The following is a 26,229-nucleotide window of genomic DNA, read 5'->3' as shown; positions in this document are numbered from 1 at the left end:
CGGCGGGCATACTCACTCGCGTGAGCGCGACCGAGAACAACACCGCCGGCGACGACACCACCGACAACCCGGTCCCGGCGTGGGCGCGGCGGACCGCCGGTGAATCCCGGTGGGCGGCGACCGCCGCCATCGTCGGCATCCTGGCCCTGCAATTCTTTCTACCCGAACAGTTCGTCCCCGGGCCACGCTGGCTGGTGCCGAGCATCGGCCTCGTGCTGCTGATCGTGCTGATCATCGGCAATCCCGTGCGCGTCGACCGCGAGGAGATGCGGCTGCGGCGCCTGGGCCTGTGCCTGATGGCGCTGCTCGGCTTCGCCATGGTGTGGTCGGTGGCGCACCTGGTGCGCGGCCTGATCAACGGTTCGGTGAGCGACAACGCGGCCGGACTGCTCACCTCCGGCGGCGCGGTGTGGCTGACCAATGTGCTCGTATTCGCGCTCTGGTATTGGGAATTGGATCGTGGCGGTCCGGCCGCGCGCGCCCACGCCCGCAAGCCGTACCCGGATTTCCTGTGGGTGCAGATGCAGAACCCGGATCTCGCCGACCCCGAGTGGGAACCCGAGTTCCCCGACTACCTGTACCTGTCGTTCACCAATGCCACCGCGTTCAGCCCGACCGACGTGATGCCCATGTCGCGCTGGGCCAAGAGCCTGATGATGGCGCAGTCGCTGATCTCCCTGATCACCGTCAGCCTGGTCATCGCCCGCGCGATCAATGTCCTGAAATGACCGTCACGTCGTCGCCGAGGACATGCTGCTGACCAGCCACCGGCCGTCGGGCTGCTCCTCGACCGATACCGACATGGTCGCGACGCGGATGACAGGTTCGGGATTGTTCGCGTTCGACGTGGCCTGCTTGACCACCGCGACCACCGTCGCGTGCTGGCCGTTGAGCACTTCCAGACCGCAGTGCGTCTCGAGGGCCTTGCTGGTGCCCTGGATCGATTTGATGAGATCCAGCACCGCCGGGCTCGCGAACTCCTTGCCGAACTGCGTGGTCGTCACGTTGAGGATCGCCGGAACGAACTGATCCAGCTTCGCCGCCTCGTAATTGGTCGCCAGGCCCAGGAAATCACAGGCGGCCTTCTGCGCGGCCACGCGCCGGGTATCCGACACGGCTTGCTGCCGGAGTTGGTCACCGGCCATCCGCTCCGCGCGCAAATCCCTTTGCGCACCGGTGTATTCGACGAATCCGGCGGCCGACCCGGCGATACCGACAAGTGCGAGAACTCCGGCCGCACCGGCGATCACCATCGGGATGCGGGAGCGGCGCGGCGGGGCGAGCGGCGGACCGAACGGCGGCGGCTGATACGTGCGCGGGGCGTAGGCGGGCGGTCGCACCCGATCATATTGGCGCCGTTCGGGTGTGGGCTCGGGCATCGCTTGTTTTCCTCCATCGACAGTGCCCCGCGATGGTATCCGCAACCCGAAACCCGCACCGAACGCAACCGCCCCCGGGATTGCTCAGCGGTTGATGAACATGTCCAGGACGACCATGACGACCGCGACCACCACGAAGATCGCGGCGATGGTGACCGACTGGCCGATGGTGCCGACGATTCCGGCCGCCATGAAAAGCGCCAGGACAGGGGCCCAGACGAAGTAGTCGGGCGGGCCGAAGGTGCGCCGGCGGGCGGCGGGCGCGCTGCTGGCGGGCTGGCGACGTTGCGGGGTTGCTCCGCGTCCGGGTGTACTCACCTGGGCGAGACTACAATTCGGCGGCCGCGGGCGCGACCCGGGGTCGGCGTGGCGGCAGGGCACAGCAGCCGACGGCGCACGGCACACCGTTGACGGTGCAACCCAGGGCGGTCAGATCGCTCAGGCGCGCGGGTTCGGCACCGGCGAGATGCTCGTCGACGAGCTCGGCCACCATGCGGGCGAAACGCGGGTCGGGGCCGGGAGTCGCGGCGCGCGCGAACGCCATATCCAGTTCCGCCGCACGCTCTTTCGCCTCGTTGTCGAGGTCCCAGATCACCTCGAGGTGGTCGGAGACGAACCCGACCGGGCACACCACGACCGCGTCCACGCCGCGCTCACCCAGGGTGTCGAGGTGGTCGACGATATCGGGGTCCAGCCACGGCACCTGCGGCGGGCCGGAACGCGACTGCCACACCAGGTCGTAGTCGTCGAATCCGGTTGCGGCGGCGCACAATCGGGCCGCCTCGGCGACCTGTCGACTGTAGAGGTCGTGCTCCCCCGCCGGACCGGAGGCGTGATCGGCGACGACCGGCACCGAGTGCGCGGTGAACACCAGCCGGGCGCGCGTGCGACGGCCCTCGGGTAGCTCGGCCACGGCGGCGTGGATCGCGTCGGAGAAGGCCGCGATGAACAGCGGATGGTCGAAATACTGGCGCAGCTTCACCAATTCGGGTGCGCCGTCGACCGCGGCGCGGGCGCGCACGATGTCCTCGTGGTACTGCAGGCAGCCGGAATAGCCGCCCCACGCCGAGGTGGGGAACACCAGCGCCGAGCCGATGCCGTCGGCGCGCATGCGCTCCACGGTGTCCTCGACCATCGGATGCCAGTTGCGGTTACCGAAGTACACCGGCAGATCGATTCCGCGCGTGGCGAATTCGGCCTCCACGGCCTTGATGATGTCGAGGTTGAGCCCGTTGATCGGAGACACCCCGCCGAAGTGCAGATAGTGCTGCGCGACTTCGGCGAGACGTTCCGGCGGGATGCCCCGGCCGCGAGTGACGTTCTCCAGGAACGGCATCACGTCCTCGGGGCGTTCCGGGCCGCCGAAGGACAGGAACAGCAGCGCTTCGGCGGCCACGGAATACTCCCTTCGCGTTTCGACTAGTTCGCGCCGAAACCGTCGGCCGGGAACCAGGTGTTGTGGCTGGCGCCGCCGTCGACGTAGATGATGGAACCGGTGGTGCCCGGCAGCCAATCCGACAGCAACGTCACCACGGACTTGGCGACCACCGTCGGGTCGTCGACATCCCAGCCGATCGGGCTCGCGCCGTCCCAGTAGGTGTTGAGCATGGTGAGCTGCTTGGCGTCATCGGTGGCGGTGCCCGCGATGGCCTTGGCGGCCAGGGTCTTGATCGGGCCCGCGGCGATCAGGTTGGAGCGAACCCGCTTGGCCTCGCCCACCTCTCGCGCCACGTACCGGTTCACCGACTCGAGCGCGGCCTTGGCCACGCCCATCCAGTTGTAGTAAGGCATCGCGGTGCGCGGATCGAAGTCCATGCCCACGATGGAGCCGCCCTCGTTCATGACCGGCAGCACGGCCCGCGCCAGCGAGGCGTAGGACCAGGCGGAGATCTCGAAGGCCTTGGCGGCGTCGGGGCCCGGGCCGTCCAGGAACGGCTTGGCCTCGGGGCCCATCAGGGTGCGCGGCGCGAACGCGATCGAGTGCAGCACGCCGTCGACGCCCTCGGGGGCCAGCTCACGAACCTTGTCGGCCAGCTCGGCCAGGTTCTCCTCGTTGGTCACGTCCAGGCCGATGGCCGGGGGGACCTCCTGCGGCAGCCGCTTGGCGATGCGGTCGATCAGCCGCAGCCGCTCCGGAATACCGGTGATGATCACCTTCGCGCCCTGCTCCTGCGCGACCGCGGCCGCGTGGAAGGCGATCGACGAATCGGTGATGATGCCGGTGATGAGTACGGTTTTGCCGTCGAGCAATCCCATGGGTAGGCCAGTTCTCCTCGTTGAAAAATGCTTGGGCAGGGTCGATTTCGGGCGAGCCTAGTGGCCCATGCCCATACCGCCGTCGACGGGGATGATCGCGCCGGAGATGTAGGAGGCGTCCTCGGAGGCGAGGAAGCTGATCACGCCCGCCACGTCCTCGGCCTGGCCGATGCGGCCCGCGGGGATGAAGTCGAGCGCGGTCTTGCGCATCTCCTCGGTCATCTCGTCGCGGGTCATGTCGGTGTCGATCAGGCCGGGCGCAACGACATTCGCGGTGATGTTGCGCTTGCCGACCTCGCGGGTGATGGCACGCGCCATACCGACCAGACCCGACTTGGCGGCCGCGTAGCTGACCTGCGCCGGGGCGCCGATCTGACCGACCACCGAACCCAGGAAGATGACCCGGCCGAAACGGTGCTTGAGCATATTGCGGTTGGCGCGCTGGGCAACTCGCCACGCACCGGTCAGGTTGGCGTCGATGACCTTGGAGAACGATTCCTCGCTCATCCGCATGAACAGGACGTTGTCCACGATGCCCGCGTTGGCCACGACGACCTCGACCGGACCCTGGTGCGCTTCGACCTCGGTGAACGCGCGATCGACCGATTCCGCATCGGTCACATCGCATTTCACGCCGAAGAGACCTTCCGGCACACCCGAGCCGCGATGCGTGACGGCGACCTTGTGTCCGTCGGCGAGCAGACGCTGGGCCACCGCGAGGCCGATGCCGCGGTTACCGCCGGTCACCAGTACCGACCGGGATGTGATGTTCGACATAGACGCAAACCTATCTGTTCGTATTCGGGAGTCGGCGCGCGGTACCGAGTTACGGCAGACGCTGACGATAGAGCAATGCGGTGATGACCCCGGCGGCGGTCATCAGCAAGCCCAGCAGCAGCCACGGCCGGCTGGCGTCGCCCATCGTCGTCTCATAGCCGATCTGCTCTTCGAGGGTGTCGTAGACGGCCTTCAACTCCTCGAGCGTGGAGGCCGTATAGAAATCGCCACCGGAGAGTTTCGCTATCTCGCGCAGCGAATCGTCGTCCACCGGCACCCGCACCCGCTGGGAGCCCTTACCGTCCTGATCGGGGATCTCGACGGTGCCCCAGGTGGTGCCGAACGAAATCGTCGACACCGGAATGCCTTTCTCCTTCGCCAGGCGCGCGGCGGTGAAGCCGTGGCGTGGGTTCTCGACATCCTTGTCGTCCGGCACGGTCTGCTTGCCGTCGGACATCATCACGATGCGCGCGGGGGGTGGTTTCTCCGCGCCGCCCAGCACCGAGGCCAGGGTGTCGATGGATTGCAGGGCGGTCAGAATGCCCTCACCGGTCGCGGTGCGCTCGGCCAGCTTCATATTGTCGATGGCCGCCTTCACCGCCTCCCGGTTGGTGGTCGGCGACACCTGCACCGACGCGGTTCCGGCGAAGGTGACCAGACCCAGGTTGATGCCCGGGGTGAGGCCGTCGGCGAAATCGCGGGCGGCCTTCTTGGCCACCTGGATTCGGCTCGGCGGCACGTCGGTCGCCTCCATCGACAGCGATACGTCGATCACCAGGATCACGGTGGCGCGGTTGCGGGGCACCTTCTTGGCCGCGGTCGGACCGGCCGCGGCGAAGGTCAGGAAGACCAGCCCCACCAGCGTCAGCGCGACGGGGATGTGCCGCCACGGCTTCGGCTGCGCGGGCGCGACCTTCTCCAGCAGTTCCATATTGCTGAAGCGCAGCAGGTGCTTTCGGCGCCGCCGCTGCATCAGGATGTACATCAACGCGATCGCGGCGAGCACGGCCAGGAACGCCAGCCAGTACTCGGTCGTGAAATGCGAGAGGCTCAAGGAGACATTGCCAATGCTCACTGTCGCGGCACCCGCCCGGCATTCGGGGCGCCGAAGGTGTGGCGCCGAGTCGACACGAATCTGACCACGTCCGCGATCCAGTCGCGATCGGTGCGCAGGGTCATCACCGGCGCACCGCAGCTGCGCAGCGCCTGCTCGACCTGGTCACGATGACCTTGCGCGGCACGCGCGAAATCGGCGCGGAGCGTGGGAGTCACAGTGAATTCCCGGGTCCGGCCCGTCTCCGGATCGTGCAGGACCACGTCCCCCACGTCGGGCAGGTCCAGATCACGGGGATCGAGCACCTCGACGCCGAGCAGGTCGTGGCGGCCGGAAATGGCGCGCAGCGACCGCTGCCAGTCGATGTCCCCGAGGAAGTCCGAAATCACCACGGCCAGACCGCGTTTGCGCTGCGGCCGGCGCAGCGCCTCGATGGCCCCGCTCAGATCCCCGCGCACACCGTCGGGCGCGTGCGGGGTGGTGGCGATGGTGCGCAGCATGGACTGGGCGTGCACCCGGCCGCTGCGCGCCGGAATCCGGATCAGCCGTTCGCCATTGGCGACGACCGCGCCGATCCGGTTGCCGCCGCCGCTGGTGAGATGCGTGATCGAGGCCGCCGCGGCGACCACCAGATCCCGCTTCTCACACAGCGCGGTACCGAAGTCCATACTCGCCGACAGGTCGACCACCAGCCAGGTCTCCAGCTCGCGGTCGGCGATCATCTGCCGCACGTGCGGATGGGTGGTGCGGGCGGTGACCGACCAATCCATCTGGCGCACATCATCACCCGGCTGATACATGCGCGCATCGCCGGGATCGGAACCCGGGCCCGGAATCAGGCCCATGTGGTCACCGTGCAGCACGCCGTCCAGGCGGCGGCGCACGGTGAGTTCGAGCGTCTTGAGCGCCGCCGACAGTTTCGGGTCGGTGAGGCTCCCCTGCCGGAAGGAAGGCGGGGCGTGGGTGGAGCCGCTGGGAGATGAGATCGTCACGGGCGCAATCGATTCCGGAATCGGCCTCACTTCGGCTGGGGCTGACCGGGAACTCCGGGCACCAGACCGTTGGGGGGCTGCGGAATACCCTGCGGCGCAATACCGGGCTGGCCGCCGTGCGGGCCCATCACCGGCGGGGCGGCCGGGGCGGGCATCGGTGCGGCGGGCGCGGCGCCACCGGGGGCGACGGCCTGCGCGGCGACCTGCGGCAGACCGACGGTCTGCAGCACGCGCTTGATCACATCGTCGGGGCTGACCTCGTCGGCCAGGGCGTCGTAGGACAGCACCAGGCGATGACGCAGCACATCCGGGATCACCTCGACGACGTCCTGCGGGACGACGTAGTCGCGACCGCGGATCAGTGCGACCGCGCGAGCGGCGGCGATGATGCCCAGCGAGGCACGCGGCGAAGCACCGTAGGAGATCCAGCCGGCCACATCGTGCAGGCCGAAGTCGGCGGGCTTGCGGGTCGCGGCGATCACGCGCACCACGTAGTCGACCAGCGCGTGGTGGACGAAGGTGTTGGCGGCGACCTGCTGCAGGCGCACCAGCTCGACGGGGTCGAGGATCGCCTTGGCCTCGGGGGCCTTCACGCCCATGCGGTAGATGATCTCCCGCTCCTCCTCGACGGAGGGGTAGTCCACCACGACCTTGAACAGGAAGCGGTCGCGCTGCGCCTCGGGCAGCGGGTAGACGCCTTCGCTCTCGATCGGGTTCTGGGTGGCCATGACCAGGAACGGGTCGGGCATCGGGTAGGTCTTGCCGCCGATGGACACGTGCCGTTCGGCCATCACCTCGAGCAGCGCCGACTGCACCTTCGCCGGTGCGCGGTTGATCTCGTCGGCGAGCACGAAGTTCGCGACCACCGGGCCCAGCTCGGTGTCGAACTGTTCGCGGCCCTGGCGGTAGATGCGGGTACCGACGAGGTCGGTGGGCACCAGGTCGGGGGTGAACTGCACCCGGGAGAAGCTGCCGCCCACCACCTTTGCGAAGGTTTCGACCGCGAGGGTCTTGGCGATACCGGGGACGCCCTCGAGCAGTACGTGCCCCTTGGCGAGCACACCCACCAGCAGGCGTTCGACCAGGCGATCCTGGCCGACGATCACCCGCTTGACCTCGTAGATCGCCTTCTCCAGGGTCTGGACATCGCGCTCGAGGGTGCTCGGTGCCGGCGACGGCTCCTTCACCGTGCTTACCGTTCCCACACCATCAGTCGAAGTCACCAAACTCCCCGCTTTCGCCTCGGTCTCCATGCGTGCCGCACCAACTATTCCAGGTATCTCGCGCAATTGCCGCACCCGCCCGTGATCAACGCGCGAATTTCGGCCCTGAAATGTGGGTTTCGTCGTTTCCCGGCCCGGTCGGGCGGCGCCGCGGACCGTCGTTCTCAGCTTCGCGGCGGTGCCAGCAACTCCGCGACAGCGGCCTCGACCGGGGTGGATCCGTCGGTGAGTTCGATGATGGTGTGCCGCAATTCCGGGCGGGCGAGGGCGGCGGCGAGGAAGGCGGCCACGTTCTCGCGGCGCACATCGCCGTACTCGATCGCCAATCCCGCTGTCACCAGCCCGTTTCCGGGTTCGTCGCGCAGCGTGCCGGGGCGCACGATCAACCAGTCCAGACCGGTGTGGGTGAGAAAGACATCGGCGGTCTTCTTCACCCGCATGTAGTGCTCGAATCCGGGGTTGGGTTCGCGATCGCGGCCCGCGTCCGGAAAAACAGAAACCAGGACAAAGCGGTAAATTCCGGCGCGTGCGGCGGCTTCGGCGGCCTTCTCCACGCCCTGCCCGTCGATCAGCGTCGTCTTGTCCGTGCCGGTGCCGTGCGCGCCCGCGGAGAACACGATCGCGTCGTGGCCCGCGAATTTCGCGGCGAGATCACCCACGGAATCCTCGATCAGATCACCGATCACCGGCGTCGCACCGGTCGCGGCGATGACGGCGGCCTGCTCTGGATTGCGATGCATCCCGCTCACCTCGTCACCGCGGGCACTCAGCAGCGCAGCCAGCGGACGGCCCACTCCCCCGGCGGCACCGATCTGGAACACCTTCACGGGCAACTCCTTCCTGTTGGTCGAACCAGCTTCCCACCTGCACACACGCATACCGTGGAGGCCGCCTGCCCGGAAAAGTTTCCGGCTTGTCCAACAGTTCGATGAAGATGCACCGATTCTTGTGAATGTCTCTGTCCTGGGCCGATTCTCGGCCGGTAGCGTTGACGGTATCGGTCGAAGGCGTCCGGTAGTACGGGATGTGGTGTGCAGTGTGGGATTTCGAGGTTTCGCCCCGGCAATCGCTCGGGGACGCGGTGCTGGCCGATCTGATGCGGCGAGCCGACGCGGACAAGGTGGCGCTACGGGTCGGGGTGGTGCTGCGGCACAACGGCGCAGTGCTGCTCCTGGAGCACGGTGGGCACGTGGAGGGGCGCAGTCCGCTGAGCCTGCCCGGCACCATCGTGCGGCCGGGAGAGAGCCTGGCCCGGGCCGTGACCCGGGCGCTACACGAAGAGACCGGGCTGACCGTCGTGGACATCGTGCGCCACCTCGGCAGCTTCGACTACCTCTCCAACGCGGGCAAACACGTCCGCAGAGAACACTTCTCGGTCGAAGTGGCCGGGGTGGAACCGATCCAGCTGAGCAACTACGCGCGCTACCGCTGGCTGCCGCTGGACGGCGACCTGCCGGTCACGCCGTCGATCCGGCGGATCCTCTCGGCGTAGGCCGCGCGCCCACGATGCCGTAGAGCAGCAGGTCCTCGAGCGAGGTCGCGAACCCGTCCATGTCGTCGATATCGCGAATGCACATGGCGAACAGCGCCGCGCCCGCGATCGCGTCGAGCACGGTGTCCGGGTCCAGACCCGGACGGCCGGGCGCGGCTGCCAGGTAATCGGCCAGCTCGGCGCGCGTCGGCGCGTCCAGCCGGGCGGACAGCTTGTCGTAGAGACCCGCGTCGCCACGCATCTCGGTCATCAGGCCGGGCATGGCCACGCGGGTCTCCGGCGACCCGAAAAGCTGAATGGTGCCGCGGATGACCTTGCGGATCTCCGCGAGCAGATCCGGCGCGACCTGATCGGAGCCGACGTCCGGGAACACCGCCTTGGCGATGAGGTGCGCCTTCGAGGGCCAGCGCCGGTAGATCGACGGGCGGCTCACCCCCGCGCGCGCCGCGATGGCGTCGATCGACGTTGCGGCATAACCACGTTCGACGAGTAGCTCGCGGGCCGCGTCGAGGACGGCGGTGTCCACCGCGGGGTCGCGGTGCGGGCCCAGGCGGTGGCGTTCGGTCACGGAAATCCATCCTTGTCGGCGGCCTACGAAGTCGTTACAGTCTGTCACATCAAAGCCGTTACAGTCCGTAACTGCTGAGGCTCGAGGAGTAGTCGTGTCTGCTGCCCCGCACATCAGCGCACCCGCCGAGACGTATCGTCCGGTGCCGCTACTGCAGGACAAGGTCATCGTGGTGTCGGGCATCGGACCCGGCCTGGGCCATTCGCTGAGCATCGAGGCCGCCCGGATGGGCGCGAACCTGGTGCTGGTCAGCCGCACCGAGAAGAAGCTCGAGAAGCTGGCCGAGGAGGTGCGCGGGCTCGGGCAGCGCGCGCTGGTCGCCCCCGCCGACATCACCGACGAACAGCAGCGCCGCAGCCTGGTCGAGCGCACCCTCGCCGAATACGGCCGGGTCGACTGCCTGATCAACAATGCCTTCGCCATCCCGCCGATGAACCCGATCACCGAGATCGAACTCGACGCGCTGCGCAACGCCAACGAGACCAATGTGTTCGCGCCCCTGCGGCTTTCGACGTTGTTCGCCGACGCCCTCGCCGCCTCGCACGGCTCGATCATCATGCTCAACTCGTGCGTGTCCTACAGCTCGCAGCCCGAGTACTCCGGCTACAAGCTCTCCAAAGGCACACTGCAGCACCTGGCTTCGTCGCTGGCCACCGAACTGGGGCCGCGCGGCATCCGGGTCAACAGCGTCGCGCCGTCCTACGTGTACGAGGACATCAACAAGGCCTACTTCGACTGGCTGGCCAGTCAGGCCGGTGTCACCCACGCCGACATCTACAAGCAGAAAGCCGATCCCACCGACCTGCAGCGGCTGGCCGGGCCCGAGGAGGTCGCGCGCGCGGCGCTGTTCCTGGCCAGTGATCTCGCCTCCGCGGTGACCGGTCAGATGCTGACCGTCGACTGCGGCGAATTCCACCGATGAGCACGGGAGAAGTCATGAAGAAGCGAATCGTCCTGTGGGGCACCGGGGTTGTCGGTTCCATGGTGCTGGCCGAGATCCTGCGCCACCCCAATTTCGAGCTGGTCGGCGTCGGCGTCAGCAATCCCGACAAGGTCGGCAAGGACGCCGGTGAGTTCTGCGGAGCGCCGGAAACCGGTGTGCTGGCCACGAATTCGGTGGAGGAACTGATCGCGCTGCGGCCCGACGCCGTCGTGCACTACGGGCCCACCGCCCAGTTCGCCGACGAGAACATGCGGGTGATGGGCGCGTTCCTGCGCGCGGGCATCGACGTCTGCTCCACCGCCATGACCCCGTGGGTGTACCCGGCCATGACGCAGCTGCCCGGCGTCTGGCGCGATCCCATCACCGAGGCCTGCGAGGCGGGGGGCGCGTCCTGCTTCACCACCGGCATCGATCCCGGCTTCGCCAACGACCTGTTCCCCATGACGCTCATGGGCCTGTGCGGTGAGGTCCAGTCGGTGCGCGCCTCCGAACTCCTCGACTACACCGACTACGAGGGCGACTACGAATTCGAGATGGGCATCGGGCATCCGCCGGAATTCAAAGCGATGCTGGAATATCCGGAGGTGCTGATCATGGCGTGGGGACCCACCGTGCCGATGATCGCCCACGCCGCGGGCATCGAACTCGACGCCATCACCACCACCTGGGACAAGTGGGTGACCCCCGAGGACCGCCCGACCGCCAAGGGCACCGTGAAGGCGGGCACCGTCGCGGCCATCCGCTTCACCATCAACGGCGTGTACCAGGGCCGGGAGGTGATCGTGCTCGAGCACGTCAACCGCATCGGCCTCGACGCCGCGCCGGAGTGGCCCGCGGGCACCCGCGACGACGTGTACCGGGTCGACATCCTCGGCTCGCCGTCCATCGCGCAGGAGACCTCCTTCCGATTCACCGACGGCTCCGGGCGCACCCCCGCGGTCGCGGGCTGCCTGGCCACCGGCATGCGGGCGCTCAACGCGGTGCCCGCGGTCAACGCACTGCCGCCGGGCTGGGTCACGGCGCTGGATCTGCCGCTGATTCCGGGCGCGGGCACCATCCGCTGAAATCGGCGGTCCGCGAGCCGGTTTCGCCGTGTCGGGGGCGACAGTCCCCGACACGCCGCGCTATCGTCCGCGCATGTCGGCCACTCAGCAGCCGGGTCACGGCGTGCGTCAGCATCTCGACGCGGCGATGCGGGTGCTCGCGCCGCGGCCCGGCGACCCGCACGGACCGCTGCCGCCGCTGCTGCTCGGGCTGACCGTCGCCACCGGTCTGGTGGACGCGTTCAGCTACCTGTTGCTCGGGCACGTGCTGGTCGCGAACATGACCGGCAATGTGGTCTTCCTCGGGTTCGCGATCGGCGATGCCCCCGGATTCGTCTGGTGGGCACTGCTTCTCGCCCTCGCGGCCTTCCTCGCCGGTGCCGTACTGGGCGGGCGGATCCGGGCGCGCTGCGCGGCGCACCGGGGGCGGCATCTCTACGGCGCGGTACGGGTCGAGGTGACGCTGATCGCGGCGGCCTGGGTGACCGCACTGGTGCTACGCGGGCCGTACCACGACTGGTCGCTGGCACTGCTCATCGTGCTGCTCGGGCTCGGGCTGGGCGTGCAGAACGCGACCGCGCGAGCTCTCGCGGTCCCCGACCTCACCACCACGGTGCTGACCCTGACGCTGGCCGGAATCGCTTCCGACAGTGCGGCGGCGGGCGGCTCCGGCAGCAAGCTGGGGCGGCGCGTGATGCCGGTGCTCGCGATGCTGGCCGGAGGCGCGATCGGCGCGGCGCTGGTCGTGCACGGACACGGCGCGATCGCGCTCGGTCTCGCGGCCGGTCTGCTCGCCGTCATCACCCTTGTGGCGCGGCCGGTTTCGCGGTCGAGCGAACCCTGGGCGGTCACCTCCTGATCGGTCGGTTCGCGTGGCGGCTGCGATCGCCGAAATCTTCGCGGGTTCGCAGCCTTTCGGCCCTATCCTCACGGCGTGTTCCATGCGAAAGTGGTCCGCACACAAGCGAGACCACAACGGTGAGGGAACGACCAATGATGATCGCGTTGTGGGTGTTGCTGCCCTGCGCCGCCGTCCCCTCCTGCATCGCCGGGCACATCTGGCGCTATCGCCACGACGGATTCCGGGCCTTCCCCTACGGTGTGCACGGCGATCGCGCGCACAGCTTCGGCACCTGGGCCTTCCGGGTCGGCGTGCCTTTGCTTTTCGCGGCCCGCATCACCGAAGTGCTTGCCGCCGGGCCGCATTCACGCCCCGAGGGTGCGATCCGGATCATCCTCATCGCCTTGCAGCTGGTGGCGATCCCACTCGCGGTCATCGGCGCGAGCCTGATCATGGTGCCGACGCTGATCACCGCGGACAACCGCGCACTGGTCAGCCCGCTGGATCGGATCACCCTGCCGGTCATCGTCGCGGCGCTGGTCACCTCGATGCTGGTCACCTTCGACCCCGCCTCCACCAATGACCGCTACCGCAGCGCGGAAACGCTGTTCACCTGGGTCCGATCCCTGGTCGCACTGCACCCCGACACCTCGGCCATGGCGCACGCGCCGCTGATCTATCAGGCACGCGGCATCATCGTGATGGTCCTCATCGCGATCTGGCCCTACACGCGACTGGCCGGAATCTTCGCCACCCCGCTGCTGCACACGATTCCCCGCCTCACCCTCGCCGTTCGGCGCACCTTCGGCATGCCGGTCGCCCGCCCCCAACGCTGACGCGGCGCAACGACTCCCGAACAGACTCGAACAAACGTTCTACTCGAGGTATCGTGCCAGTTCATGCCGGAACTCTCCCGCCGCGACTGGGCGACGATGAACCTCAAGGACGTGCAACGCCAGCTGTTGAAAGCGGCGGCCTTCGGCAAGTACCTGCCGCCCGAGCAACTCGAGAACGCCGCCGCCAAAATCGGTGAGGGCCTTCGTATTTTCCTCGAGGAGATCGACCGCCGCGAGTAGGTCATGCGTCCGGCTAGAGTGCGGGCATGCCAGACAAGATCCTCAGCAATACGTTCACCGTCGCCGCCACCGTGGAAGCGGTCTACGAGCATCTGATCCGGCCCGAGAACTACATCGGCCTCTCGCCGCTGGTCGTCGCAGTCGAGGATGTCCAGGACGGTTCCTACCTCGCGGTCGAGCGCTTCCGCTTCCTGGGTTTGAAGTACGACAACCGAATTCGGGTCTCGCTGCTGGGCACGCCCGGCAAGGCGGTCTGGGGTGAGGTGCACAGCCCCGGCGGCGTGCACATGGCCTACCGCTTCGACCTCACCACCACCCCGGACGGCACCCGCGTCGATGACGAACTGCGCCTGCGCACCCCGTTCGGCCTGATGGCCTTCGCCTCCGGCCAGGCCCGCAAGGTACAGCTCGCCCGCGCCACCATCCTGGCCGACCGCCTCACCAAGGCCTGACCTGTCGAGTCAGCGCCCGTACTGCTGGACGTAGGGCGTGTCCACCCCGACCGGGCCGAGAGTCGTTGCGCTGGAAGGATCTCCGAGCGCTTCGGTCCGGCCCGGTAGCGGCTCGGCGAAGAAGCGGGCGTTCTCGGTGATGAACCGCTCCTGCCCGTCGGGCATATCGTCCTCGTAGTAGATCGCCTCGACCGGGCAGGCCGGTTCGCACGCGCCGCAGTCGGTGCACTGATCGGGGTGGATGTAGGCCATGCGGTCGCCGATGAAGATGCAGTCGATCGGGCACTCCTCGACGCAGGCTCGATCCAGGACATCCACGCAGGCCGCGCCGATCACGTACGTCATGAGGAACTCCTTCTGCCGCGCCCGGTTTCCGCTGCCGGGCCGGTTTCGATCCTGTCGGCCGGGTGCGGGCGCGGGTAGCGGGCGAATGCCGACCACGTCATAAGCTGTCCTTATGACCCTGCCGCCCGGAACACCGGATCTGGAGGCCCTGGACCTACTCGCCTCGGTGGCCGAGCTGGGCAGCCTCGGGGCGGCGGCGCGCCGTCACGGCATCAGTCAGCCCGCCGCGGGCATGCGGATCAGCGCACTGGAACGGCGACTGAACCTGCGACTACTCGATCGCGGACGCACCGGGTCGATGCTGACCGATGCCGGGCAGAGCGTGGTCGACCTCGGGCGGCCGGTGCTCGACGCCGCCGCGGCGCTCACCGAGGGAATCGCGCGACTGCACCAGGCGGCGCGTCCGGACTTGCGGGTCATGGCCTCGACAACCATTGCCGACCAACGCATTCCGCACTGGCTGACCGCCCTTCGCAAGCTCCACCCCGACCTGTCGATGGTCCTCGAGGTGGCCAATTCCCGTCAGGTGACCGCCGCCGTGCACGACCGGGAGGCCGCGCTCGGATTCGTCGAAGGACCGCATCCGCCAACGGGATTGGGCAGCCGCGTACTCGTCAGCGATGAGCTCGTGGCTGTCGTCGGCCCCACCCATCCGTGGGCCACCCGCCGTCGCGCCGTGAGCCCGCGTGAACTCTCCGACACCCCGCTGCTGTGGCGGGAGAAGGGGTCCGGCACCCGCGACACGGTCTGGGAGGCCCTCGAAATCCACGCCACCCCCGCCCGGCCCGCCGCCGAACTGGGTTCCGCCGCAGCGATTCTCGCCACCGCCCGTGGTGGCACCGCCCCCGCCGTGGTCAGCCGCCTCATCGTGGCCCACGAACTGCGCGCGGGCACCCTGCACGAGGTCCGCCTCACCGACCCCATCGCCCTCACCCGCAAGTTCCGCGCCATCTGGCACCGCCGCACCCCACCGGTCGGCCCCGCCGCCGACCTGGTCGAACTCGCCGCCCGCATCGAAGACGCCCGCACCCGCCGCCACTGACCGCGCGCCGGGCTGGTCTTGGAAGCGGGCTAACCGGTCGGGGTGGGGGCGGGAGTGCTCGAGCCGGGCTGTGGCTGGGCGGGGTCCGCGCCGGGGACGGCGTTCGCGCCGTAGAAGGTGGGGAGCATGCCCTTGACCAGGACCAGGGCCGAGCCCTCTCCGGCGGGGACGGTGGCCAGGTTGGTGGCGACCACGATGGTGAGACCCGAATCCGGGTCGTGACCCATGAAGGTCATGAAGCCCGGCATCTGGCCGTCATGGCCCAGCAGGTGCGCACCGAAGCGGACGATGCCGAGGCCGTAGCCCGCCATGGCGGGATTCGCGGGATCGATCGGCCGGATGCTGTCTATGCGGGTCTGCTGCATGTCCTTGTTCAGCAGGTCGCCATCGGCCAACGCGCGGACGAAGGTGGCCATATCGTCGACCGTGGAGATCGCCGCGCCCGCGGTCCAGGTCCACGATGGGCTGGAGGTGGTCTGGTTACTGGGTTTCAAGGTCCCGGCCAGGGCGGCGGCCTGCTGATCCGGCGGCAGCTCATAGGTCTGCAGGGTGGAGACATTGGTGCCGAAGGCGTAGCCCTGCGGGTGGGGATCCGGGATCGAGGAGTCGGTGGCGGCGGGAAAACTGGTGTGCCGCAAGCCGAGTGGCGTGAAGATGCGCTGCTGGAAATTGTCGGCCACCGACATATTGCTGACCTTCTCGATGACCAGGCCCAGCAGAATCGTATTGGTGTTGCTGTATTCGAATTTCTCCCCCGGCGCGAAGTTCACCGGGTGCGAGAAGGCGATGTTCAGCAGTTCGTCGGGCGTCCACACCTGCTGCGGCTCGTTGTCGAGGGAGGCGTTGAACGCGGGATCGAAGGTGTAGCTGAACAGTCCGCTGCGCATCTCGGCGAGTTGCGCGAGGGTGATTCGATCGCCGTTGGGCACGCCCTGCCGATATTTGCCGATCGGATCGTCGAGGGAGAGTTTGCCCTCCTGGGCGAGCTGCATGAGGACGGTGACCGTCATGGTCTTGGTATTGCTGCCGATCCGGAAATAGTCGTCCGCGGTCAGCGGATCGTCCTTGCCGATGGTGCCGGTCCCGAATTCCGCCGTCCAGTCCCCGTCCTTGGGCGACTTCACCACGACCACCGCACCCGGAATGACATTGTCCTTCATCAATTTCTCGATGATGGGCCGCAATGTCGCCGCGTACCCGGGTTCTTTGGTCCCGCTGTCCGAGGAGCCGCACGCCGTCGCGAATGCCAGCCCGGCGGCCAAGACGACCGCCCCGATTCTTCGCCGGTTTCCCATAACGCTCCGTCCGGGTCCGCTGGAACGAGGGCACCAAGCCTAACTCCGTACCGACCGGTCTCGAATGAAAATGGGCCGAGCACTTGCCTCGGTACCGCTCAGCGGCGGGAGCGGCGGGTGAGCAGACCGGTGAGCCAGCCGACGACGAAGGTGGCCAGCAGCACCAGCCACATCGGGGAACTGATGGTGAGCAGGAGGAATTGGATGTCGACGCGATGGCGGTTGGTCGCGACGAACACGACGGCCAGTACCGTCAGGACGATCGCGATCCACTGATTGCGCGAAATGCGCGACAGCAGTGACGGTTTGGCGGGACGGGTGGAGTCGGTCACCGATGGCCTCCGGGTCAGTGGGTCGCGCCGAAGCGGTAGACCGCCGTGTTGTCGGAACTCGCGATCGCCGCGCCGGGTGCGGTGTAGGTGTAGTCGCCGGTGTCGTTGGTGCGGCAGCGCAGGGTCAGTTCGTAGCGGAAGCCGTCCCGACCCTGGACGCTGTCGAGCACGGCGACTCCGGGTTCCGGCGAACTGTAGGTGTAGGTGACGTCGTGCCAGTCACCGCTGCCGACCACCATGTACTGCAATGTGTTCGCCGCCGGGAAGCGAACGACGGTCATCGAATCCCCGATCGGGGCGGCGGGCACCGCGGGGGTGCTGCCGTAGAGGATCAGGAAGTGCCCGGCCGGATCCGCGGGCACCGTGCACACCCGGGGCGGATCATCGGCCCGCGCGTCGCCGATGCCCGGCAGCACCGCCGTCAATGCCGCCGTCGCGACCAGTACCACCCGTGCCTTCATAGCGATTCCTCCCTCACAGCAGGCCGAACACACTGAGCACGAACGCGATGTTGGCCGCGATACTGGTGACGGTGTCCGCCAAAGTCAGTGCGGCGGAACCCAATGCGACCAACCCGGACGACAACGTTGCCGACATGGCGTCTCTCCCAATCCATTGGCAGGAGATCTGTACCGAACATGTTGCGGGCGAAGCGGTTGCGCGAAGAACAGGAACAACTACCAGACCGATGGGTCTGCATCTGTGGCTCGACCTTAACACCCGGCGGCACGGGAGCCGGGAATTTGCCAATCCGCTCAGCGAATCCGGTCGTAGGTCAGGGAGATCTCACCCGACTCGCCGACCTCCTGATGCGCCAGCGACCACGCGCTCGACGGCAGACCGTCCTCGAAGAGCAGGTCACCGCCACCGGCGATCTCCGGGCAGATGATCAGGTAGAGCCGATCGACCAGGTCCGCGGCCAGCAGCGGCTTCAGAATGCTCGGTGCGGTGTTGACCAGGATGTCGCCACCCGAGGTCTCCCGCAGCTGCGTGAGCACCTCGGCGGCCGGGGCGTTCACCACCCGCGTCCGATCCCAGGGCAGTTCGGTGATCGTGGTCGAGAAGACCACCTTCTCGGCGTCCACGAGCCACTTGGCGTAGCCGCGATCGCGCGGGTCGGCATTGTCGTCGGCGGCGACCGTGGACCAGTAACCCACGAAGCCTTCGGCATTGCCGCGACCGAACACGGCCGTGGTGGCGTTCTCCCAGATCCGGCCGAGGTGAGCGCGGGCCACGTCGGAGGTCGCGTAGCGGACGATCGGGCCGAGATCGCCGGGCCCGGCCGGACCGTTGTAGCGGCCGTCGAGGGTGATGCTGATGTTGGCGGTGACCTTGCGGGGAGTCGAATCGGTCATGACTGCACTTCCTTCGAATTGCTGGATCGCGCGCCGCTCAGAACGGCGGCGAGGTTGTCGAGCACCTGACCCCAGCCGGTTTCCACACCGGCGATGTAGGGGAGGGCCTCGACGGTCGTTTCGGTGATGGACAGGTCCAGCCGCAGGCGGGTGCCACCCGGATCCGCGGCCAGCGTCAGGTCGTAGTGACCGGTGAACGAGACTTCGCCCGCGGCATCGAGCACCGAGAGATCGAAGACGAGGTGTGCGGGCGCGTCCGCGGTGCGCACCCGGCCCGCCGAGCGGTACCGGTTGCCTTCCGGATCGCGGTATTCGAGCACGACGCGACCATCGGGCCGCGGTTCCAGAACGGCATCCGCGACGGCCATGGGAGCGGGAGCCCACCACGTCGCCAGCAGCTCCGGTTCGGTCCAGTGCCGCCAGACGGCATCCGGCGCGACCGGCAGCACACGGTCGAACGCGAAACTACGTCCGTCCGCCCACCGATCCCGCTGAGCGACAACCGAATCCGAAGCGATCGCGGAGCGGTAGCGGGCAATGACATCCCGCTCCCCCGCCTGCGCGTCGACCCGGTCGGCGAGTTCGAGCAGCCGAGTCCCGAAGGCGCGCAACGGCTCTGCTTCGAGGGCGTAGACGCGGCGCTGCCCGAGCGGGAACACCGTGACGACGCCTTCACGGGCGAGGGTTTGCAGGTGCTTGGTGGCCTGCGGTTGCCGCAGGCCCGTCAGCTCCGCGAGTTCGCCGACGGACCGGGGGCGTTCGGCGAGCAGTTCGACGAGGCGCCAGCGTGCGCTGTCTCCCAGGGCTGAAGCGATCCGATCCATGACCCAAGTATTCACTTCTAGGAATATTCTTGTCAAGGAATATTTTAGAGCTGGAGAAACTCGCTGGTAGAACCGCTGTCAGGCACGCAGCAGCGGCTGCGTCGAGCAGCGGAAGGCACCGCCGAAGAGCCGGGACACCGCGAAGTCGACGTACTCGACGGTGATCCCGCGCGCCCGCAGCTGAGCCCCGACGCGCTCGAACTCCGGATCGGTGATGTAGGTGTCGGAGTCGATCGGCAGGCCGTTGGTGGCCATGGCGGCGGCCTCATCCTCGCTGACCTCGATCTGCTCCCAATTCCGCAGGGCCGCAGGCAGACCCGCGGGCAGCCGCTCGGGGCACGAGATCATCAGACCCTCCCGGACCAGGCCGATCGCACAGTCCAGATGCAGCACGTGCGCGGGCAGCGCGACCGTGGTCACGGTGAACCCGAAGGGCCGCAGGTACTTCGTGAGCGCAGCGGGGCGAATTCACTGTCCAGTCGAACCTGCGACGAATCAGCGGCCATGAAACGGACCCTAGCCGACGGCTATTCATCAGCAAACAGTCGCGGCGTGAACGTCCCGAATCCGACCTCGAATCGGGAGAAACCGCACCCCAGCGGTGGGCGCGTGCATCGGCCACAGCACGCCCGCATACGATTCCCTGTACCCGTTCGCGCCGAAAGGATCCACCATGTGTCAGCCCGTCCCCTGCCAGACCTGCGCCAAGATCACCTGGTCCGGCTGCGGCGACCACGTCGCCGAGGTCCGGGCCATGGTTCCCGCCGACCAGTGGTGCCCCGGCCACCAGGAGAGCGGCTCGACCGCCCCGGGTCAGGCCCTCGGCCGCTGAGCTGAGCCAAACCCGCTGCGGCATCGCATGATCCGGCGATTTCGCACCGCGGTATCAGCCGCTCCTATCGCCGGATCGAACTGCTCGCTGCGGCGTTTGCGCGCCGTGGCGGGAGGGGACGATTGCTGCGCTCTCACCTCCACTCCCCCGTATCCCGGGGACACATCGGAGAACGCCGCATGCGCCCTGCACTGCTGGATCTCAGCGCCCACCACACCGCGATCGAGTCCCCGGACGACTATCTACAGGCCCTGATGGCCTGGCATTTCAGCGAGGAGACCGGCAGCGCGTACTGGCTGCGCCGCGCCCGCACCCTCGAATTCGATCCCCGCACCGATATTCGCACCTTCGCCGACCTGCGACTGTTCCCGAACGTCATCGACGAATTCCGGGACGTCGCCGTGGAGGACCTGATCCCGCGCGGCCTCACCGGTGACGACCGCGCCATCGCCGGAATCTACGAGAGCGGCGGCACCACCGGCGCGCCGAAACGCTTCGTCATGTTCGAGCGCTGGATGGAATTCGCGCTGAGCTGGGACGAACACCACTACGCCGACCTCGGCACCGTCAACACCCTGGCCGTGACGCCCACCGGACCGCACATGTTCGGCGAGTTCGCCGAGCGGCGCGCCCGGCGGCAGCACGGCGTGCGCTTCGCCATCGATCTGGATCCGCGCTGGATCAAGCGGATGATCGGGCGCGGCGACACCGAGAACACCGAACGCTACGCCGAACACGTCATCGGCCAGGTCGCCGATATTCTCACCACCCAGTCGGTGGGCATTCTGATCACCACTCCGCCACTGCTGGAACGTATTTCGCGGCGCGATGACCTGGTGGAGGCGATCCGGCGACAGGTGCGGTTCATCTGCTGGAGCGGCGCGCACATGGACGCCGACTCGCGAGACATTTTCCGGCAGGAGATCTTTCCCGGTATTCCGCTCAAGGGCCTCTACGGCAGCACCACTATTCTCGGCATGTCGCGCGAGCGCGACGAGGAACGTCCGGACGGTCTGGCCGTATTCGACACTCCGAGTCCGTATCTGGCGTTCGAGGTGGTCGATCCGGATAGCGGCACGGACGTCGGCATGGGCGAGCGCGGGCAGGTGGTGATGCATCACCTCACCAAATACGCTCTGCTGCCTAACAATCCGGAACGCGATCTGGCACTGAAGGTCGAGCCGCCCGCCGGGGCCGTGGGCTGCTCGGTCGCCGATGTCGCGCCCATGACGTCGTTCGCGGGTACCGCGGTCATCGAAGGGGTCTACTGATGAACGAGCCCGTCTACATCGACGCCCTCGGCCCGCAGGGCACCTACCGTGCCCGCGAGCGCAAACCGCTCACCACGCTCGACGGCACGCCTATCGGCGAGATCTCCCAGGTTCCCGCGCTGTACGTACGCCGTGCCCTGACCGCCATGCCGCCGAGGTGCTGCGCGCTCAGCGCGCCACCCTCGAACTGGCGATGCCGCGCGGCGCGGTCGCGGACTGGGACGACCCCCGGGTCGTCGACGGCAGCGCGGTGTGGACCCGGCGCGGTGACATCTTCGCCGTGCACGCGGCCGGGAATACCCCTGCGGTGCATGGTCTTTGGCCCGAGGCGGTGGCGCTGGGCTACAAGGTGGCGGTGCGGCCCTCGACCCGCGAGCCGTACACGGCGTTCCGGTTGGTGAGCGCATTGCGGGAGGCAGGCTTCCCACCGCACAGCGTGACCCTGCTGCCCACCGACTACGCGGCCGCCGATGTGCTGGTGGCCGAATCCGATCACGCCATCGTCTACGGCGGCCAGGACGTGGTCGACAAGTACGGCGTGAGCGCCCGGGTGCTCACCCAGGGACCGGGCCGCTCCAAGATCCTGGTCACCGCGGAGGTCGACTGGCGCGAAAAGATCAGCGTGATCGCGGAATCCGTGAGTCATCTCGGCGGGACGGCCTGCACCTGCGCGACCGCCGTCCTGGTCGAGGGCGATCCGGAACCCCTCGCACGCGCCCTGGCGGCGGAACTGGCCGCGCTGCCCAGCCTGCCCGCCGAGCACCCCGACGCCATCCTGACCGTGCAGTCCACCGCCTCGGCACAGGCGATGGACGACTACCTGCATCAGGTGGCGGGCGATGCGCGGCCACTGCTGGGCGGGGACACCATCGTCGAGGAGATCTCCCCCGGCGCGGCCGTCCTGCGCCCGGCGGTGCACCTGGTCACCGATTCCCGCGCACCCCAGTTGAATGTGGAGCTGGGTTTCCCGTGCGTGTGGGTGGGACCGTGGTCGCCGTCGGACGGTGTTGCCCCGCTGCGCGATTCGCTCGTGCTGACCGCGATGACCACTCGCCGCGAGCTGATCGCGCAGCTCCTGGACGAGCCGACGATCACCAATCTGTACCTCGGCGAGCATCCGACCACCTGGTTGCGGCCCGGCGTCCCACACGACAGCTACCTGGGTGAATTCCTGATGCGCACGAAGGGGATGATCGGTTCCGTGGAGTGAGCGCGGAGCGACCGTGCCGCCGGGCCCGGACCATTTGCATGTTAACGTCGGTTACAGCTTTCTCGGTGGTCGCGGACGGCCACCGGACCGAGAGGAACCGACAACCGGATGACGTGGATGATCTACGGCGCGAACGGATTTACCGGCGCGCTGCTGGCTCGGCGCGCCGCTGACGCCGGTGAACGGCCAATCCTCGCGGGCCGCGACGCCCGCGCGGTCGGCGCGCTCGCGCAGCGGCTGGGGCTCGCACACCGGATCGTCGACCTCGCCGATCCGGTGGGACTGCGCGCGGCACTGACGGATGTCGAGGCGGTCGCGCATTGCGCGGGACCGTTCTCGGCGACAGCGCTGCCGATGGTGCACGCCTGCCTGGACACTCGCACCCACTACGTCGACGTCACCGGTGAGATCGACGTCTTCGAGGCGCTGTACGCCCTGCACAATCCGGCCGCCGCGGCCGGGGTCGCGATCGTGCCCGGCGTCGGATTCGATGTGGTGCCAACGGAATACCTCGCCACCCGGCTGGCCTACGACCTGCCCTCGGCCACCCATCTCGATATCGCCCTGATCGGTCGCGGCGGATTCAGCGCGGGCACACTGCGCACCGGACTCGAGGGCATCCGCCGCGGCGGGCAGGTCCGTTCCGACGGACTCATCGCCGCCGTGCCACTGGCCCACCGCCGCCGCCACATTCGCACCAGCGCCGGAGTGCGCACCGTGCACAGCCTGCCGCTCGGCGATGTCAGTGCCGTCTACCGCGCGACCGGAATTCCGAACATCACCGATTTCGCGATCGTCCCGTACGGGACACTGGTGCGGTTCGCGGATCCGCTGCTGCGCGGCGTGCTCGCGGTGCCGGGCCTCTCGACCCTGCTCGGTCACGCGATCGACGCGCTGATCAGCGGCCCCTCCGATCTCGAACGCGCCGATTCGCGCGGTGAACTCTGGGCCGAGGCCCGCGACGAGGCCGGGCACACCGCCCGCATGCGCCTGTCGGTGGCCGGCACCTACGATTTCACCACCGCGAGTACCCTGCATGCTGTGCGAAATCTGTTGGGCACCAACTCGATACCGGGTGGCGCCTGGACACCCGGGCAGGCGTTCGGCGGCGATTTCCTGCTGGACATCCCCGGCTCCGGCGTCCTGGTGAGCTCTGCTACCGTCCCGGCCCTCGCCGGACCGGCACATCATTCGAAGGGATTCCGGTGATCATGACCAACCTGCCGCTGGCGCTGCGCAACGGCTGGGCGCTGGCCTTCGGCGACGGCATCGAAACACCCACGCGCACACCGTCGACAGTGCTCTACGACCTGCCGCACCGGCAGCTGCGCCGCTTCGACCGCGACTCCCCCGCCACCGGCAATCCGGTGCTGCTGGTGCCGCCGCTGGCCGTCGACGCCTCCTGCTACGACCTGCGACCGGGCCAGAGCCTGGCGCGCATGCTACTGGAGAGCGGACGGCAGCCGTACGTGATCGACTACGGCCGAATCAGCGGCGCGGACCGCGATCTCGGGCTCGAGGAGTGGGTCGACGACATCGTGCCGAGCGCCGTCGCCGAGATCAGCGCCCGCCACGACGGCGCGCCGGTGGAGCTGATCGGCTGGTCGCTGGGCGGCATCATCAGCCTGCTCACCGCCGCCGGGCACGCCGAACTGCCGATCGCCTCGGTGACCACGCTGGGCTCGCCCACCGATTTCAGCCGCAATCCGCTGCTGCAACCGGTGCGGATGTTCGCGCGCGCCACCGGCGGACGCGAAATCACCTATGCCACCTACATTTTCGGTGGCATACCAGCGGTGTTCGTGCAGGCCGGTTTCCGCGGCATGTCGCTGACCCGGGAGCTGACCCGGCCGCTGTTCATCGCCCGCAATGCCGGGCACACCGAGGCGCTGGCCCGGATGGAGGCCATCGACCGGTTCATCGACGCCATGCCGGGCTATCCGGGTCGCCTCTACCGGCAGACCTATCAGCAGCTCATCGTCGGCAATCAGCTCGCGAAAGGCAGTGTGCGCCTGAGTGCGGACCGCACCATCGAGTTGGAGAAGCTGACCTGCCGGGTGCTGCTGATCGGCAGCCGCGCCGACACCCTCGCGCCCGCCGCGACCATCGCCCCGGGACTCGATGTGCTGACCGGCGCGTCGGAGGCGCGGTTCGTGGAGGTGCCGGGCCTCAACCACCTGGCGCTCGTCGCCGGGCCGCAGATGCCCACCACCACCTGGCCGGTGATCGACGAGTTCCTCAGCCACGTGCCCGTGAACGCCTGAGCGGCAGCGCTTTTCGCGCGCCGCCTGGAATCAGGACTGGAACAGGCGCTGTCCCCACCATTCGCCGGAGCCGAGGCCGGGCGGGCAGGCGTACAGCGCCGATCCCGTGTGGGTGATGTATTCCATCATGGCGTCCTTGGCCGCCAGCGCCCGCTGCATGGGCACGAACTGGTTGTGCGCGTTGCGGCAGTAGGCCAGGAAGAACAGTCCGGCGTCGAGGTGGCCGAAGCCGTCGGAGCCGTCGGTGAAGTTGTAGCCGCGCCGCAGGATCTGCACCCCGTCGAGGTTGTCGGGGTGGGCGAGTCGTACGTGCGCGGTCTTGGCGATCACCGGCGATCCACTCGAGGTGATCTGGAAGTCGGGCTTGTCGAACTCCCGGTTCTGGCCCGCCGGTGCGCCCTCGCCCTTGCTGCGGCCGATGATCGTCTCCTGCTCCTGCAGCGAGGCGCGATCCCACGGCTCGATGTCCATGCGGATGCGGCGGGCGACGAGATAGCTTCCGCCGGTGAGCCATTGGGCGTCGGCCGGATTGTCCTCGGGCGCGACCCACACCCACTTGTCCAGGAGCTCGGACTGATCGGCGGTCAGGTTCGCTGTTCCGTCCTTGAACCCGAACATGTTTCGCGGCGTCTGCTGGCTGCGCGTGGTGCTCGAGGTGCGCCCGAATCCCAGTTGCGACCAGCGCACGCTGACCACGCCGAAGCCCATGCGGGCCAGGTTGCGGATGGCGTGCACGGCGACCTGCGGGTCATCGGCGCACGCCTGCACGCAGATGTCGCCGTAACTGCGCGACGCCTCGATGGCGTCCTTGGCGAAGACCGGCAGTTCTTCCAGCGCGGCGGGCTTGTGCTTGGCCAGCCCGAAGCGGTCGCCGCGATTGGGCGCGGACGCGCTGGAACCGAACAGGCCGGGCCCGAAGCCGATGGTCAGGGTCAGCGAAGCGGGCGAAAGCCCCAGTGCCTCACCGGTATCCGGCGGTGGCAGGTACTTGCCGTGCCCGACCGAGCCGCCGTCGACGGTCTCCTGCCCGCGCGTCATCCGTTCCGCCGCCAGCGTCCAGCGCTGCAGCAGATCCATCAGTTCCGCACGGGAATCGGTGACCACGTCGAAGGCGGCGAAATGCAGCCGGTCCGGCACTGCCGTAACGATCCCGGCCTGTTTCGCGCCCCGGAACGGCACCACCTGATCGGAGCCGGAGTCGTCACCACGGTGCGCTGCCGCCGCGCCGACGGCAGCGCCCGCGGCGGCACTCGCCACCACCCCGGCACCCACCGCCGCACCGCCGAGTAGGGCGCGGCGGGACAGGCGCGACCGCTCTTCTGGCGCGGGGGTGCGTTCGTCGGTCATGGCGAATTCCGTTCTG

32 protein-coding genes and 1 pseudogene are annotated in these 26,229 nt (G+C 68.2%); 14 read left to right on the top strand and 19 right to left on the bottom strand.

The features are described 5' to 3' along the window. Positions 1-20: 20 nt before the first annotated feature. Positions 21-728: a hypothetical protein gene (locus tag OG300_RS09895; RefSeq protein WP_405494400.1), complete on the top strand. Its 708-nt coding sequence runs from the start codon at positions 21-23 to the stop codon at positions 726-728. Between the two features lie 3 nt (positions 729-731). On the opposite strand, the gene OG300_RS09890 is transcribed toward OG300_RS09895, so the two are convergent. From OG300_RS09890 to OG300_RS09850, 9 genes are all read right to left on the bottom strand, one after another. Beyond that, on the bottom strand, positions 732-1,379 hold the full coding sequence (locus OG300_RS09890) for a hypothetical protein (protein ID WP_405494398.1): 648 nt from the start codon (positions 1,377-1,379) through the stop codon (positions 732-734). Positions 1,380-1,463: 84 nt separating this feature from the next. Further along, positions 1,464-1,697 carry a hypothetical protein gene (locus OG300_RS09885; RefSeq protein ID WP_405494396.1) on the bottom strand — a complete coding sequence of 78 codons (234 nt, stop codon included), beginning with the start codon at positions 1,695-1,697 and terminating at the stop codon, positions 1,464-1,466. 10 nt (positions 1,698-1,707) lie between these two features. Beyond that, positions 1,708-2,775, bottom strand: coding sequence for a ferrochelatase (locus OG300_RS09880; protein WP_405494394.1), 1,068 nt, complete (start codon positions 2,773-2,775; stop codon positions 1,708-1,710). 23 nt (positions 2,776-2,798) lie between these two features. Further along, complete coding sequence (inhA, locus tag OG300_RS09875; protein ID WP_405494392.1) at positions 2,799-3,635, bottom strand: NADH-dependent enoyl-ACP reductase InhA; 837 nt, start codon at positions 3,633-3,635, stop codon at positions 2,799-2,801. Between the two features lie 57 nt (positions 3,636-3,692). After that, positions 3,693-4,412, bottom strand: a complete 720-nt coding sequence (gene fabG1 / locus OG300_RS09870) for a 3-oxoacyl-ACP reductase FabG1 (protein ID WP_405494390.1) — start codon at positions 4,410-4,412, stop codon at positions 3,693-3,695. A gap of 49 nt (positions 4,413-4,461) precedes the next feature. Further along, the gene (locus tag OG300_RS09865) at positions 4,462-5,466 is read right to left on the bottom strand and encodes a VWA domain-containing protein (RefSeq protein ID WP_405498514.1); all 1,005 of its coding nucleotides are present in this window, start codon (positions 5,464-5,466) and stop codon (positions 4,462-4,464) included. Positions 5,467-5,483: 17 nt separating this feature from the next. Then, complete coding sequence (locus tag OG300_RS09860; protein ID WP_405494388.1) at positions 5,484-6,458, bottom strand: DUF58 domain-containing protein; 975 nt, start codon at positions 6,456-6,458, stop codon at positions 5,484-5,486. 26 nt (positions 6,459-6,484) lie between these two features. Next, entirely contained in the window at positions 6,485-7,711 is a 1,227-nt protein-coding gene (locus OG300_RS09855; protein ID WP_405494386.1) for an AAA family ATPase, read from the bottom strand. Between the two features lie 134 nt (positions 7,712-7,845). Next, the gene (locus OG300_RS09850; protein WP_405494384.1) at positions 7,846-8,508 is read right to left on the bottom strand and encodes an NAD(P)H-binding protein; all 663 of its coding nucleotides are present in this window, start codon (positions 8,506-8,508) and stop codon (positions 7,846-7,848) included. A gap of 209 nt (positions 8,509-8,717) precedes the next feature. On the opposite strand from OG300_RS09850, the gene OG300_RS09845 reads away from it, so the two are divergent. Then, positions 8,718-9,173, top strand: coding sequence for an NUDIX hydrolase (locus OG300_RS09845; protein WP_405494382.1), 456 nt, complete (start codon positions 8,718-8,720; stop codon positions 9,171-9,173). Here the strand turns inward: OG300_RS09845 and OG300_RS09840 are convergent. Continuing rightward, complete coding sequence (locus OG300_RS09840) at positions 9,139-9,741, bottom strand: TetR/AcrR family transcriptional regulator (RefSeq protein WP_405494380.1); 603 nt, start codon at positions 9,739-9,741, stop codon at positions 9,139-9,141. The genes OG300_RS09845 and OG300_RS09840 overlap by 35 nt on opposite strands. 94 nt (positions 9,742-9,835) lie before the next feature. On the opposite strand from OG300_RS09840, the gene OG300_RS09835 reads away from it, so the two are divergent. The 6 genes from OG300_RS09835 (at position 9,836) to OG300_RS09810 (ending at position 14,096) form a co-directional block, all read left to right on the top strand. After that, the gene (locus OG300_RS09835) at positions 9,836-10,663 is read left to right on the top strand and encodes an SDR family oxidoreductase (RefSeq protein ID WP_405494378.1); all 828 of its coding nucleotides are present in this window, start codon (positions 9,836-9,838) and stop codon (positions 10,661-10,663) included. Positions 10,664-10,677: 14 nt separating this feature from the next. Next, on the top strand, positions 10,678-11,748 hold the full coding sequence (locus tag OG300_RS09830) for a dihydrodipicolinate reductase (protein WP_405494376.1): 1,071 nt from the start codon (positions 10,678-10,680) through the stop codon (positions 11,746-11,748). A 73-nt stretch (positions 11,749-11,821) separates the two neighbouring features. Further along, a complete protein-coding gene (locus tag OG300_RS09825; protein WP_405494374.1) occupies positions 11,822-12,586 on the top strand; it encodes a YoaK family protein in 765 nt (254 codons plus the stop codon). Positions 12,587-12,720: 134 nt separating this feature from the next. Beyond that, positions 12,721-13,404, top strand: coding sequence for a respiratory nitrate reductase subunit gamma (locus OG300_RS09820; RefSeq protein ID WP_405494373.1), 684 nt, complete (start codon positions 12,721-12,723; stop codon positions 13,402-13,404). Between the two features lie 63 nt (positions 13,405-13,467). After that, positions 13,468-13,644, top strand: a complete 177-nt coding sequence (locus OG300_RS09815) for a DUF6374 family protein (RefSeq protein WP_405494371.1) — start codon at positions 13,468-13,470, stop codon at positions 13,642-13,644. Positions 13,645-13,670: 26 nt separating this feature from the next. Next, complete coding sequence (locus OG300_RS09810; RefSeq protein ID WP_405494369.1) at positions 13,671-14,096, top strand: SRPBCC family protein; 426 nt, start codon at positions 13,671-13,673, stop codon at positions 14,094-14,096. Positions 14,097-14,105: 9 nt separating this feature from the next. Here OG300_RS09810 and fdxA read toward each other — a convergent pair whose 3' ends face one another. After that, positions 14,106-14,441: a ferredoxin gene (gene fdxA, locus OG300_RS09805; RefSeq protein WP_405494367.1), complete on the bottom strand. Its 336-nt coding sequence runs from the start codon at positions 14,439-14,441 to the stop codon at positions 14,106-14,108. Positions 14,442-14,553: 112 nt separating this feature from the next. Between fdxA and OG300_RS09800 the strand changes: the two genes are divergently transcribed. Next, entirely contained in the window at positions 14,554-15,483 is a 930-nt protein-coding gene (locus OG300_RS09800; protein ID WP_405494365.1) for a LysR family transcriptional regulator, read from the top strand. Between the two features lie 29 nt (positions 15,484-15,512). Here OG300_RS09800 and OG300_RS09795 read toward each other — a convergent pair whose 3' ends face one another. The 7 genes from OG300_RS09795 to OG300_RS09765 form a co-directional block, all read right to left on the bottom strand. Continuing rightward, positions 15,513-16,778 (bottom strand): serine hydrolase domain-containing protein, encoded by a 1,266-nt coding sequence (locus OG300_RS09795; RefSeq protein WP_405494363.1) that lies wholly within the window; start codon positions 16,776-16,778, stop codon positions 15,513-15,515. 98 nt (positions 16,779-16,876) lie between these two features. After that, entirely contained in the window at positions 16,877-17,110 is a 234-nt protein-coding gene (locus OG300_RS09790; protein ID WP_405494361.1) for a hypothetical protein, read from the bottom strand. 14 nt (positions 17,111-17,124) lie between these two features. Then, positions 17,125-17,571, bottom strand: coding sequence for a hypothetical protein (locus tag OG300_RS09785; RefSeq protein WP_405494359.1), 447 nt, complete (start codon positions 17,569-17,571; stop codon positions 17,125-17,127). A gap of 13 nt (positions 17,572-17,584) precedes the next feature. After that, positions 17,585-17,707, bottom strand: coding sequence for a hypothetical protein (locus OG300_RS09780; RefSeq protein WP_405494357.1), 123 nt, complete (start codon positions 17,705-17,707; stop codon positions 17,585-17,587). A gap of 158 nt (positions 17,708-17,865) precedes the next feature. Next, the gene (locus OG300_RS09775; RefSeq protein WP_405494355.1) at positions 17,866-18,465 is read right to left on the bottom strand and encodes a dihydrofolate reductase family protein; all 600 of its coding nucleotides are present in this window, start codon (positions 18,463-18,465) and stop codon (positions 17,866-17,868) included. Beyond that, a complete protein-coding gene (locus OG300_RS09770; protein WP_405494353.1) occupies positions 18,462-19,289 on the bottom strand; it encodes a metalloregulator ArsR/SmtB family transcription factor in 828 nt (275 codons plus the stop codon). The genes OG300_RS09775 and OG300_RS09770 overlap by 4 nt, the downstream gene beginning before the upstream one ends. A gap of 78 nt (positions 19,290-19,367) precedes the next feature. Then, entirely contained in the window at positions 19,368-19,709 is a 342-nt protein-coding gene (locus OG300_RS09765; RefSeq protein ID WP_405494351.1) for a hypothetical protein, read from the bottom strand. A 253-nt stretch (positions 19,710-19,962) separates the two neighbouring features. Here OG300_RS09765 and OG300_RS09760 point away from each other — a divergent pair, with 253 nt between their 5' ends. The 5 genes and pseudogenes from OG300_RS09760 to OG300_RS09740 all read left to right on the top strand — a co-directional run bounded on the left by OG300_RS09760 (position 19,963) and on the right by OG300_RS09740 (position 24,866). Then, positions 19,963-20,121, top strand: coding sequence for a hypothetical protein (locus tag OG300_RS09760; protein WP_405494349.1), 159 nt, complete (start codon positions 19,963-19,965; stop codon positions 20,119-20,121). Positions 20,122-20,300: 179 nt separating this feature from the next. After that, a complete protein-coding gene (locus OG300_RS09755) occupies positions 20,301-21,392 on the top strand; it encodes a phenazine antibiotic biosynthesis protein (protein ID WP_405494347.1) in 1,092 nt (363 codons plus the stop codon). Continuing rightward, positions 21,392-22,602 (top strand): annotated as a pseudogene (locus OG300_RS09750) (aldehyde dehydrogenase family protein). Before OG300_RS09755 ends, OG300_RS09750 begins: the two are co-directional and overlap by 1 nt. A 108-nt stretch (positions 22,603-22,710) precedes the next feature. Beyond that, positions 22,711-23,811, top strand: a complete 1,101-nt coding sequence (locus OG300_RS09745; protein WP_405494345.1) for a saccharopine dehydrogenase family protein — start codon at positions 22,711-22,713, stop codon at positions 23,809-23,811. A gap of 2 nt (positions 23,812-23,813) precedes the next feature. After that, complete coding sequence (locus OG300_RS09740; RefSeq protein ID WP_405494343.1) at positions 23,814-24,866, top strand: alpha/beta fold hydrolase; 1,053 nt, start codon at positions 23,814-23,816, stop codon at positions 24,864-24,866. Between the two features lie 30 nt (positions 24,867-24,896). Here OG300_RS09740 and efeB read toward each other — a convergent pair whose 3' ends face one another. Next, positions 24,897-26,213, bottom strand: a complete 1,317-nt coding sequence (efeB, locus tag OG300_RS09735; protein ID WP_405494341.1) for an iron uptake transporter deferrochelatase/peroxidase subunit — start codon at positions 26,211-26,213, stop codon at positions 24,897-24,899. Positions 26,214-26,229 lie beyond the last annotated feature (16 nt).

It is taken from the genome of Nocardia sp. NBC_00511 (assembly GCF_045161165.1).
Lineage (GTDB): Bacteria > Actinomycetota > Actinomycetes > Mycobacteriales > Mycobacteriaceae > Nocardia.
Note: the sequence above shows the minus strand (reverse complement) of the source record. Positions and strands in the feature narration are given on the sequence as shown.